The 7,315-nt window shown below is 66.8% G+C and carries 13 protein-coding genes; all 13 read right to left on the reverse strand.

Annotation, left to right across the window (positions count from 1 at the left end; translation table 11 throughout):
* Window positions 1-18: 18 nt before the first annotated feature.
* The 13 genes from GEV10_09690 to GEV10_09750 all read right to left on the reverse strand — a co-directional run bounded on the left by GEV10_09690 (window position 19) and on the right by GEV10_09750 (window position 6,913).
* Window positions 19-1,590, reverse strand: coding sequence for a plasmid replication initiator protein (locus GEV10_09690; protein MQA78731.1), 1,572 nt, complete (start codon window positions 1,588-1,590; stop codon window positions 19-21).
* On the reverse strand, window positions 1,587-1,964 hold the full coding sequence (locus GEV10_09695; GenBank protein ID MQA78732.1) for a hypothetical protein: 378 nt from the start codon (window positions 1,962-1,964) through the stop codon (window positions 1,587-1,589). Before GEV10_09695 ends, GEV10_09690 begins: the two co-directional genes overlap by 4 nt.
* A 32-nt stretch (window positions 1,965-1,996) precedes the next feature.
* Window positions 1,997-2,275, reverse strand: a complete 279-nt coding sequence (locus tag GEV10_09700; protein MQA78733.1) for an endonuclease — start codon at window positions 2,273-2,275, stop codon at window positions 1,997-1,999.
* The gene (locus GEV10_09705) at window positions 2,272-2,955 is read right to left on the reverse strand and encodes a hypothetical protein (protein ID MQA78734.1); all 684 of its coding nucleotides are present in this window, start codon (window positions 2,953-2,955) and stop codon (window positions 2,272-2,274) included. Before GEV10_09705 ends, GEV10_09700 begins: the two co-directional genes overlap by 4 nt.
* The gene (locus GEV10_09710) at window positions 2,952-3,221 is read right to left on the reverse strand and encodes a hypothetical protein (GenBank protein MQA78735.1); all 270 of its coding nucleotides are present in this window, start codon (window positions 3,219-3,221) and stop codon (window positions 2,952-2,954) included. The genes GEV10_09705 and GEV10_09710 overlap by 4 nt, the downstream gene beginning before the upstream one ends.
* Window positions 3,218-3,535 carry a hypothetical protein gene (locus tag GEV10_09715; GenBank protein MQA78736.1) on the reverse strand — a complete coding sequence of 106 codons (318 nt, stop codon included), beginning with the start codon at window positions 3,533-3,535 and terminating at the stop codon, window positions 3,218-3,220. Before GEV10_09715 ends, GEV10_09710 begins: the two co-directional genes overlap by 4 nt.
* Entirely contained in the window at window positions 3,532-3,945 is a 414-nt protein-coding gene (locus GEV10_09720) for a hypothetical protein (GenBank protein MQA78737.1), read from the reverse strand. The genes GEV10_09715 and GEV10_09720 overlap by 4 nt, the downstream gene beginning before the upstream one ends.
* A gap of 80 nt (window positions 3,946-4,025) precedes the next feature.
* Entirely contained in the window at window positions 4,026-4,232 is a 207-nt protein-coding gene (locus tag GEV10_09725) for a hypothetical protein (GenBank protein MQA78738.1), read from the reverse strand.
* Complete coding sequence (locus GEV10_09730) at window positions 4,229-4,531, reverse strand: hypothetical protein (GenBank protein ID MQA78739.1); 303 nt, start codon at window positions 4,529-4,531, stop codon at window positions 4,229-4,231. The genes GEV10_09725 and GEV10_09730 overlap by 4 nt, the downstream gene beginning before the upstream one ends.
* Window positions 4,528-5,385 (reverse strand): cell division protein FtsK, encoded by an 858-nt coding sequence (locus GEV10_09735; GenBank protein ID MQA78740.1) that lies wholly within the window; start codon window positions 5,383-5,385, stop codon window positions 4,528-4,530. Before GEV10_09735 ends, GEV10_09730 begins: the two co-directional genes overlap by 4 nt.
* Window positions 5,366-5,557 carry a hypothetical protein gene (locus tag GEV10_09740; GenBank protein ID MQA78741.1) on the reverse strand — a complete coding sequence of 64 codons (192 nt, stop codon included), beginning with the start codon at window positions 5,555-5,557 and terminating at the stop codon, window positions 5,366-5,368. The genes GEV10_09735 and GEV10_09740 overlap by 20 nt, the downstream gene beginning before the upstream one ends.
* 73 nt (window positions 5,558-5,630) lie before the next feature.
* On the reverse strand, window positions 5,631-5,975 hold the full coding sequence (locus GEV10_09745; GenBank protein MQA78742.1) for a hypothetical protein: 345 nt from the start codon (window positions 5,973-5,975) through the stop codon (window positions 5,631-5,633).
* Window positions 5,976-5,980: 5 nt separating this feature from the next.
* On the reverse strand, window positions 5,981-6,913 hold the full coding sequence (locus GEV10_09750) for a hypothetical protein (protein ID MQA78743.1): 933 nt from the start codon (window positions 6,911-6,913) through the stop codon (window positions 5,981-5,983).
* Window positions 6,914-7,315: the final 402 nt, after the last annotated feature.

The following is a 7,315-nucleotide window of genomic DNA, read 5'->3' on the forward strand; positions in this document are numbered from 1 at the left end:
TGTCGGTGTCTCGGGGCGTCAGACCGCGACGGTGGTGAGGTCCAGGTGCTCGTGGACGGAGTCGCGGGCGGTCTGTGCTCGGAGCCGGGCGAGTGCGGCAGCGGTGTTGGCGAGGGTGGCGTCGGCGGTGGTGTGCCAGCCGATTCCGGCGTAGGTGAGGTTGCTGACGATCACGGTGTCGTCGTCCCGGTCGTCGATGGCGCGGACCTCGACGGTGGTGTCGGGGGTTTGCGAGCGTCGCCAGGTGACGCGGAGGCTGCGCAGGTAGCCGAAGCTGACGGAGTAGGCGCGGGCTTTGGTGAGGAAGTGTCCGCCGTAGCCGAGCATGTGTGCCCATTTGCCGAGGCTGTGCCAGTGGGCGTGGCGGGACAGCCGCCAGCACGCTTCGATGAGCCGCTCGGGATGGGAGCCGGTGGGGTCGGCGTAGGTGTTGATGGTCTCCGAGGTCAGCCTGGTGGAGACGTGCCCGGTGGTCTCGGTGCTCTTGGTGGCGTACTTGGCAAGATACCCGGCGACCTGGGAGTCGGTGACCGAGTTGTCGCCACGCAGCAGCACCGGCCGCAGGTCCAGTTGCTCACCCCAGCCGATCGGCCAGCCCTCGGGTCGGTAGGTCGGGTGCGCCGGGGTGCGGAACCGTGTCGTGGTCGCGGCGAGCTGGATGACGTCGGTGAGCAGGTCGACGTCGGCGGCCGGGTCGGGTGGAGTGACCTGGTCGGGGTGGTAGGGGTCGACGCCGTCCAAGCGGAACAGAACGTGGAAGTGGATCACGCCACGGGTCTGGTATTCGGCGACCTTGGCGTACCGGATCCGCAACGTGGACAACGACCGGTGTTCGCCGGGGCCGGTTTCGACGTCGAGGAACCCGACACCGCGCTGCCGGGAGACGTGGACGAGGCTGCGAGTGAGCGCCTGGACGGTGCGGCGCCACAGTTCGCCGGCGTGGTTGTTCCACACGACTTGGGCGTCGTGGTCGTAGCAGTCCAGGCACAGCGGATGCCCCAGCGCCATGTCATCGACGCCGTGCCGCTGAGAACATGAGGTCAACCGGCCGTGCTCACACGTGGTCGCGTCGCGGCGTGCTCGGCAGGGTTCGGAGCGGCACCGGCACCGCTTCCGGCTCTCACAAGTGTGGTGTTTGACGACGCGGGTGTGCACAGCGCCGAACGAGGGTGCGGTGAAGGTGGCGAAGACGGCGGAGTGCGTAGCAACAGACTCATCGATGGTCTTGCCGCCGACGAGGCCGGCGCGGATGAGCTGGTAGGCGTCTTGGCGGTACCGCTCCGCGCAGGAGGGGCAGACGGTGTGGCGGCGGTTCCCGCAGGCCTTGTAGATCACCCCGTCCGGCAGCGTCGAGGTATGCCGGGAGTCGAGGAGCTGCCCGCTGCGGGTGTCGACGGTGGCCAGGTCGCCACGGAGCTGAACGGGGCGCTGGCATCCGGCGGCGGGCCACACGTGGCTCAGCCAAGCGTCGTAGCCCTCACCAGCGCGGGCGAGGTACGCGTCGGTGGCGGGGGTGGGTTCGGTGCTCGCCCCCACGCCCGAGCCCGGATGGGGTTCGGGGGTGAGGGTCAGCATCGATGCTGAACTCATGCAGCCTGCCCGACAGAAGCGTCGCGGCAGTCGAGGCATTCCCCGTAGCTCTTGGGGATGTAGTACCACTTCTCCACCTGGCAGGTGGGGCAGATCCGGCGCGCTCGAAGCGCCTTCTCAACCGCAGCGAGCTGCGCGGCTGTCGCGGTCCGCTTGGGTGCGGCCCGGTCGATCCGATAGAGGTATGCGACTCGGAGGCCGCGTCGCCACAGGATCTGCGCGGCCGGCTCCTGGCCACCAGGGCGAAGGCCCCGTGCCCGGAGTTGCCGGACGGTCGCCAGGCCCTCGGGTGCCCACTTGTAGGGGTAGGTCGGCAGCGGGTGCCGTTTGCCCTCGGGATCGTAGTAGGCGAAGAAGAACCCACGGGTGCGGATCAGGTGCTCGAGGTACTCGTTCCGCAGCCCGATCATTGGTACACCCCGTGTCGTGGGGTGATGCCGCACAGGGGGCAGCGGCGTGACGCACCGCCTTGGGTCTTCAGTCGACGTTCCCGGGTGCGGGTGCCAGGCCAGGTGCGAGCCAGTCGCCAGCCGATGCCGGCTTCGGTGATGACAGTGAGCAGTCGGGCGCCATGGCCGGTGGCGTGCTCGTTCAGGCGAGCGCCGAGGTTGGTGGTCCAGCCGGTGTAGTGCCGGGCATGCCGGTACGGCTGGTCGAAGTGCAGTAGGTAGACGGTGCCAGTCATGACGATGCCCCGTCCTGGTCAGGGGTGAAGTACTCGTCACAGACGCTGCAGATGATTGGCCCGAGGTCGAGGACCGTGGTGGAGACGCGGATGCGTCGTGGGCACCCGCATAGGCAGGTAGACCCGTTGTTGCTCGTCGTCCTGGTCGACGACGCCCTCAGTTCGGGGTGTCGCCAGGCGGTGAGGGCCTTCTCCAGACCCCGGAGCGTCGTCTTGTAGGTGTCGAGGGTGTCGGGTCGGGCCTTGGTCAGCGACCAGCCGATGGACTCGTCCTTGGCCGTGTCCAGGCCGAGCTCATCGGCGAGGGCGCCGAACTTCTTGTTGTGCCACCGGCCCTGCCGGGACGTGTCCTTGATCTCCCGCACATCAGCCAGGGCATGCGCGCCCTCATGCAGCAGCGTGGTGAGGATCTCCGGTGCGGGCCGGTTCAGGCCCTCTCCCGCGATCAGGATCTCGGGGAGCCGGTCGGTGCCGTGCTGCCATTTCAGGGCACCGAAGTGGCCCCACACGGGGTGTTTGCCGAGGGTGCCTGGGCCGACGATGAGGACCGCCTGCGGCAGCTCGGGATGCGCGTCGCGGATCGCGGTCCACGCCTTCTCCAACGAGGTGACCACGCGGGCGGTGGTGAAGGTGTCTTGACACGTACGTGTCAACTTCTTCTTCGACGCGGTGGCGGTCATGACGCCGCTCCCCGGTCGATGCGGCGCAGTTCACTGGCGTCGCGCCAGCACATCGGGTAGACGATGTCACCGTCGATATCGGTCTGGGTGACCCGGTGGTCCTCGACGAGTACGTCCCACTCGTCGGGGCCGACCTGACCGAGGATCACACCGGTCATCCATGGCCAGGTATCGCGGTCAGCGCTGTCGCTGGGTCGTGGGTACTTGACGAGCACCGCGGTGTCGTCGGGGAACCGGCCGTCGTTGTCGAGGTAGCCGTTGTTCATGACGGATCTCCGCCCCAACGCTGTTGCGCGGCTTGGCGGGTAGTACCTGTACGGGCAGTGATCTCGGCCCAGGAGTAGCCGAAGCCGTGCAGTCCGGTGACGGCGTCGGCGAGGGTGTTGTCGAGTTGACAGCGCAAGGTGAGGAGTTGGTCGAGGCCGTCGATGTCGCCGGCGGCAATCCGGCGGCCGTGTGCACGCACAGCACGGGCGATGAACGCGGCGTAGGAGTCATTCTCCACGTGCCGTCGTGTCCGTCGATTGGGTGTCAAGCCACGCTTGACGGTGATTTGGGTGCGGGACAGGCGCGCGGTCATCGGACACCTGCCGTGGTGTGGTGCCGCTTAGCGGCGTTACGCAGGGTCCGGATCACCTGGGCTTGGGTGGTGTCGGGGTGGTCGTTCCAGGACCAGACGACCTGTCGGGGGGTGACGTCGTCGCGCCAGATCCCGTCGTCGAGGTAGTCGGCGAGGTCGTCGATGACCCGGCCGACGTGTTCGGCCGCGACGAGGCTGCGCTCGCCGTTGGCCATGGTCTTGCTGAAGGTGACGATGTTCAGTGCGCCGAGCACGCACGCCAGCGGTAGCGGGTCGCCGGTGTGCTTGAACAGGTCGCCCTGGCACCAGCCGTTGTACTCCAGGTACAGCGCGGCATCCTCGTAGGTGCGGGCGACGTCGAACTCGGGACTGTCAGCCGTGGGGCTGACGGTAGGGTTGGCAGTCTCCATGTTGTGTCCTTCCTGGGTTGATGTGGAGTGCTCGGGCACCCGGCCAGCCGCCAAGCAAAGGTCCGGGTGCCTGAGCGTCTTCAGGAGCCATCGCGGCGGGTGCGTGTCTTCTCCCACGCCTCGATGGCGCGGGCGATATGTGCGAGCCGCTGGGTGGGCGTGTAGTTCTTCCCGCAGAGGTCTTTGCGGGCGTAGAACTCGATCTGCCCGATCAGGTAGTACGGGCTGTGCCCGTAGGTGCGGTCGAGCTTCTTGACCAGGTCCGCCGGACTCGTGGTGGTGGTCATGGCTGGTCTCCTCGCGGGCAGATGATGTGGCGGAACAGTTGTCCGCATTCAGGGGTGTCGATGACGTGACCGACGGGAACGAAGGCGTGGTCGTCTTCGCCGGAGAGTCGGTCGCAGTGCACGCAGGTGAACCCACGTGCTTGGGTGCCGCGTAGCTGGGTGCGGTAAACCGCCGGACTGGTGCCCCAAGTGACGGGGTAGAGCCGGACGTACCGCAGCTGCGCGAGGGTGTCGAGGAACGCCTTGTAGGTGCGGAACCTCGACGCGGTGCCCATGGTGTGGGCGGTGGTGGTGGTCATGCCGCGACCTGCTCTCCGGGAGCATCGGGGCCGGAGTCGCGGCGGGTCCAGGTGACGTAATCGACGATGTGTTCGATGTCGTCATCGGACAGCCAGGCGGCCTTGATCTTGGTCGGGTAGCCGCCTTCGGCGAGCAGGTAGCAGACGCCGCGTTCGGTGGGCAGGATCGTGCGGGCGTCGTAGCCGTCCTTGGCCCAGCCGCGTCCGAGGATCAAGTCACTGGAGTCGGGTGTGGTGCAGCGGAACGCAGCGCGGTAGGCGAACAGGTCCCGCAGGTTCGCCTCGATTACGGGTGGGTTGCCTGCCCCGGAGGGGCGTTGGGTGGCGGCGATGACGGGCATGCCGCAGGCGCGGCCCCTGGCGACGAGGTCGCGGACGAGGGCGTTGAACTCCTTCTGCTGGTCTGGGGTGCCGAGGACCGAGGAGTAGACGGCAAGTTCGTCGATCGCGACGAGGATGACCGACAGCGGATCGGTCTTGGTGATCTTCCTCTTCCGCTTCGCGGTGAGGTACGCGTACCGGTTGTTCAGGATCTTCTGCAGCCGCCGAAGCGCGATCAACGCGGCTTCGGGGTCGGGGCCGATCACGTCGTCGGCGATCGGGCGCCAGGGCTCGAACTCGACGATCTTGCCGTCGAACAGGACGAGTCGGGTGTTCACGCTCATCGCGGCGTGCCCGATGATCGTGTTGACGAACACGCTCTTCCCGCCGCCGGGCTCTCCCGCGACGAGCATGTTCCGGTACATCAGCGTGGCGTAGGCCGGGTGCCCGGTCTCGGTGTTGCCGAGGTAGATCGGGTCGTACATCGACAGCATCGGCCCGACCGGGACCGAATCAGTCACTGTCATGCTCATGGTGGTGTCCTTCCAGGGTTGTGGTGGTGCCTGCGGTGCCGCGTGCGCGGCGCAGGATCCTGCGGACCTGAGTCAGTCCCTCGTCGGTGGCGATGACGTGCGCGGTGAACGCGAGCGTGGCCAGTCCGGTAGCGAGGTAGAGCACGAGCCAGGTGTAGATCTGTAGAGACATCAGGCGTGGTCCTCTCGGTGAATAGGTGTGTGGGGGCACAAGGGCGCGGTGCCCCCACACGGGATGGATGGGTTCACTCCTGGTCGGGTGCGGTGAGCCCGTGGTGTGTTTCGAGGTAGTGCGCGAGCGACCGGAGCAGGAACAGGTCGGCCTGCCAGCTGTCGATTTCGCCCTCGGTGTCGTCGCCCCTCACGTTGATCGCGTGGGTGATCTCGGTGATCTCGGTGGTGATGGCGCCGTGCACGTCGGCGGGGGTGTATCCCTCGCCGACCGGGACTCCGGAGGCGTAGGCGGCGAAATGGGAGCCGTAGCCGCCGGGAGTCTGGAAGAGGCTGGCGATCGTGCGTGCGGCACGTTCACTGATGACCTCGTTGCCGAAGACGTGGAGGCTGACCTCGTCGTATCCCATGAGTTCCATGGCGATCAGATCCAATCGGTGATGTCGTTGCCGCCAGGCCCGGTCACGGTGCCGTTGGCATCGGGGTTGACCGGCTTGGTGTTCTTCGACTTCCTGGCCGGCTTCTCCGGCTGGTGCTCGTCCTTGATGTCGTCGGCGGTGACGTCGCTGTAGTCCAGGTCCGTCGGAGCCTCGGTGACGGCGCGTTGCAGGGCGGGCACATCGGTGGCGATCTCACCGGTCAGCGGCGAGTCGATGGTGTCGGTGAACGTGTTCTTGCGGGTCACGTCGAACCGGACCCAGGCCTTGTTGGTGTCCTTGGTGTGCGACACCGTGACCTCTTTGGCCCAGCAAGTGGTCGTGATCTTCGACGACACCGCCTGGATGTCCTCGATCGAGACACCCGCGCGGAGTAGCACCACGCAGGTGACGCCGGCCTTGGTGGGTGTGGCGCCGAAGATGAACGGTTCGGGATCGAACCGGCCGACGACGATGAAGTTGGTGAAGCACTTGCGGATGCGGTGCCGGATGATGAAGCACCACGCGAGTGCGACCACTGCCTCACGCAGCGGTTTGATGAGTGCCGGGACGCCGACGATGACAGCGATGACGACGACGCGGACCGGCAGTGTGGTGTGTTGGGCGAGGTTCATCCACCCCGCGGTGAGTAGGACCACGACGGTGATCTCGGGTAGCCACCACCACACGTAGCGGACGATGGGCCACACGTAGATGAACAGGGCGCAGAGCCCGCCGATGACGAACCCGGTGAGGCCGCCGAGGATGGCGGCGAGGATCGGGTGGGTGTACTCGCTGGCGATGAGCATCGTGACCAGGCCGAGCACGACTCCGACCAGGACCCAGATCTGTTGGGCCTTCTTGCGTGGTGAGCGGTCGACGTGGTCGACGATGTCGCTCGGGCCATTGCCACGACGCGCGCGGCTGCTAGCCTGGAACATGACAGATCGACCCCTTCCATGGGGTTTGGTGTGTTGGTGGCACGACGCCCGCCGCTTTTGGTAGGGCAGGACGGGCGCCGCGCCGTGTACTAGGAGACCGTCACCTTGGTGGCGGTCTTCTTCTTAGAACGGGAGTTCCTCTCGCTCCCAGTCCTCGCGGGGTCGTGGTCCGAAGACCTCATCCACGCTCTTGGGAGCACGGTTACATCGCGCCGCGTGTGCGACTCGTTCGACGTACTCCTCGGTGATCTGCAGCGCCGCGTAGGCGTGCGTGAGGTAACGCAGTCGTTCCTCGTTGTCTTCGCGCCCGTCGAAACGCGCGCCGGACAACAGCTGCGTGGTCGTGTGGCTGCACTCGTAAGCGATCGCCAACAGGTTCTCGACCTCGCACGTGGTCGCCTC

This window comes from Streptosporangiales bacterium, from assembly GCA_009379955.1.
GTDB lineage: Bacteria > Actinomycetota > Actinomycetes > Streptosporangiales > WHST01 > WHST01.

Coding starts and splice junctions, on each gene's coding strand:
- GEV10_09690 (MQA78731.1), bottom strand. CDS start 1,590: ATGAGTTCAGCATCGATGCTGACCCTCACCCCCGAACCCCATCCGGGC.
- GEV10_09700 (MQA78733.1), bottom strand. CDS start 2,275: ATGACTGGCACCGTCTACCTACTGCACTTCGACCAGCCGTACCGGCAT.
- GEV10_09705 (MQA78734.1), bottom strand. CDS start 2,955: ATGACCGCCACCGCGTCGAAGAAGAAGTTGACACGTACGTGTCAAGAC.
- GEV10_09710 (MQA78735.1), bottom strand. CDS start 3,221: ATGAACAACGGCTACCTCGACAACGACGGCCGGTTCCCCGACGACACC.
- GEV10_09715 (MQA78736.1), bottom strand. CDS start 3,535: ATGACCGCGCGCCTGTCCCGCACCCAAATCACCGTCAAGCGTGGCTTG.
- GEV10_09720 (MQA78737.1), bottom strand. CDS start 3,945: ATGGAGACTGCCAACCCTACCGTCAGCCCCACGGCTGACAGTCCCGAG.
- GEV10_09725 (MQA78738.1), bottom strand. CDS start 4,232: ATGACCACCACCACGAGTCCGGCGGACCTGGTCAAGAAGCTCGACCGC.
- GEV10_09730 (MQA78739.1), bottom strand. CDS start 4,531: ATGACCACCACCACCGCCCACACCATGGGCACCGCGTCGAGGTTCCGC.
- GEV10_09735 (MQA78740.1), bottom strand. CDS start 5,385: ATGAGCATGACAGTGACTGATTCGGTCCCGGTCGGGCCGATGCTGTCG.
- GEV10_09740 (MQA78741.1), bottom strand. CDS start 5,557: ATGTCTCTACAGATCTACACCTGGCTCGTGCTCTACCTCGCTACCGGA.
- GEV10_09745 (MQA78742.1), bottom strand. CDS start 5,975: ATGGAACTCATGGGATACGACGAGGTCAGCCTCCACGTCTTCGGCAAC.
- GEV10_09750 (MQA78743.1), bottom strand. CDS start 6,913: ATGTTCCAGGCTAGCAGCCGCGCGCGTCGTGGCAATGGCCCGAGCGAC.